Consider the following 2,154-nt stretch of genomic DNA (forward strand, 5'->3'; position numbering starts at 1 on the left):
AGTTGATCCGAAACAAGATTTCATCATCGCGACTAACAATTACCGCGCGTACAGCAATACCTTCCCTGGCACTGGTCCGAACTTCATTGCATTTGACTCTCCAGACGAAAACCGCTCTGTGGTTGCTGCGTACATTTCTCGCGTCAGTGAGGAAAAAGGCGAAGTCACGCCAAGCGCTGACAATAACTGGTCGTTCGCACCAATTAAGTCAGACAAAAAACTGGATATTCGCTTTGAAACCTCACCGAGCGAAAAAGCTTCGAAGTTTATCCAAGACAAAGGCCAATACCCGATGAAACGCGTCGCAACTGACGAAGTGGGCTTTGCGATTTATCAGATCGATTTAAACAAATAAGCGACTCCATGTTCAAACTAGCGGCTCCTCTGTGAGCCGCTTTTTGTTACTGCGCAAAGCAGTTAAGATAGTTCAAATGCGCTAACCCTTTCACTGCAGATAACCTTCATGCAAAACGACGTATTTTTCGATCTCACTCAACATGGCTTTTCAGAAGACGAAGCCTCACAACTCATGGTCTATGGACAAGAGTTAGAATTACCCACTAGACACATTCTTAGCCATCAAGGTGAATTTAGTTCACACATCTACTTCATTCTGAAGGGGTTATGTCACGCAAGCTATCTCACAGAGAAAGGCAGAGAATTCAGCAAAGAGTTTTATTGGGAAAAGGACTGGGTGATCGGCTTTGAAAGCGTGATAAAAGGTCAACCTTCACCGTACTTATTGGAAACGCTGACCGCATGTCATTTATTCTGTTTGCCTATCGAGGCATTGCATCAATGGCGCGCCGAAAAGCACTCAATTTACCTAAAATTGCTCGAAACGCAGTTGATGAACAAAGAGAATAAAGAACGTTTTATGCTGTTGTATTCGCCTGAGGAACGTTATCAGCTATTTTGCCACCACTACCCAGATTTAGAACAACGCATTACCGACAGCCAAATTGCGGCTTACCTCGGCATTACCGCTATCAGCTTAAGCCGTATTAAAGCGCGTTTAGCAAAAGACAACAAATAAGAGACGCACCAAACAAAAAAAGGCTCTTCCAACGAAGAGCCTTTGTTCAATCTAATGACTTATTTAAGAAGACGCGCTCGGAACTGACGCCCTTTCATCTTACCCGTACTGATAATTTGCAATGCTTTCTTCGCGGCAGACTTTTCTACAGCAACGTAAGAACGCACAGGGAACAAATGAATCTTGCCCACTTGCGCACCTGGGATGCCATTTTTGCCAGTCAAACAACCAAGAATATCGCCAGGACGAACTTTTTGCTTCTTGCCGCCATCAATGTTGATGGTCACCATCTTCGCTTGGTATGGCTGCTGATTTGATTTCGCTGGCAAGGTCGCGGGTACCACATCCATCTCTAAGTACTCTTCGATACGAGCAACACGTAGACCGTCTTTTTCACCAAAGAAGCTGAACGCCAAACCTTTACTGCCTGCTCGGCCAGTACGGCCAATACGGTGCACGTGCACTTCTGGGTCACGAGACAGCTCAAAGTTGAACACAGCATCAAGATTGTCCACATCCAAACCTCGTGCCGCCACGTCCGTTGCCACAAGAATAGAAACGCTCTTGTTCGCAAATTGCACCAGTGCTTGATCACGTTCACGCTGTTCAAGATCACCGTGAATATCGATCACGCTAAAGCCGCGATGGTGTAATTCATCCGCGACATTTTGAACCGCTTTCTTCGTGTTACAGAACACCACCGCCGACTCTGGTTGGTAAGTCAAAAGAAGATTGGCTAGCGCCTCATCACGCGCTTCAGTTCCTTCTACTTTGTAGAAGTATTGAGCAATGCTGGAAGTATCGTGAGTCGATTCAACCTTGATCATCTCTGGCGATTTCATAATACGCTGAGCGATTTTCTCGATCTTCTCTGGGAATGTGGCGCTAAAAAGCAATGTCTGACGCTGTTTAGGCGCCGCATTAATAATCGCATCCAAAGCGTCTTGGAAGCCCATTTCTAGCATACGATCGGCTTCATCCAGCACCAGTGTATTCAGCTCTTCCAAGTTAATACGGCCTTTCTCAAGGTGATCCAGAATACGCCCCGGAGTACCAACTAGGATATGCGCACCATGCTCTAACGAACCAATTTGCGGTCCCATCGGCATACCGCCGCA

Annotated in this window: 2 protein-coding genes and 1 pseudogene; 2 read left to right on the forward strand and 1 reads right to left on the reverse strand. The window is 46.2% G+C overall.

Going from position 1 to position 2,154, the window contains the following annotated elements:
* Together R7P67_RS23225 and R7P67_RS23230 are read left to right on the forward strand one after the other, a co-directional pair.
* A pseudogene (locus tag R7P67_RS23225) lies at positions 1-355 on the forward strand (2',3'-cyclic-nucleotide 2'-phosphodiesterase); the annotation flags it as partial.
* A gap of 108 nt (positions 356-463) precedes the next feature.
* Positions 464-1,036, forward strand: a complete 573-nt coding sequence (locus R7P67_RS23230; protein ID WP_140166239.1) for a Crp/Fnr family transcriptional regulator — start codon at positions 464-466, stop codon at positions 1,034-1,036.
* Positions 1,037-1,095: 59 nt separating this feature from the next.
* Here R7P67_RS23230 and dbpA read toward each other — a convergent pair.
* Positions 1,096-2,154 (reverse strand): ATP-dependent RNA helicase DbpA (dbpA, locus tag R7P67_RS23235; RefSeq protein WP_318086117.1); only part of this gene is annotated, 1,059 nt, incomplete at its 5' end.

The organism is Vibrio sp. Vb0937 (assembly GCF_033338855.1).

What these genes read in the sequence shown, in the direction of transcription:
- R7P67_RS23230 (WP_140166239.1), top strand. Translation starts at nt 464, where the DNA reads ATGCAAAACGACGTATTTTTCGATCTCACTCAACATGGCTTTTCAGAA.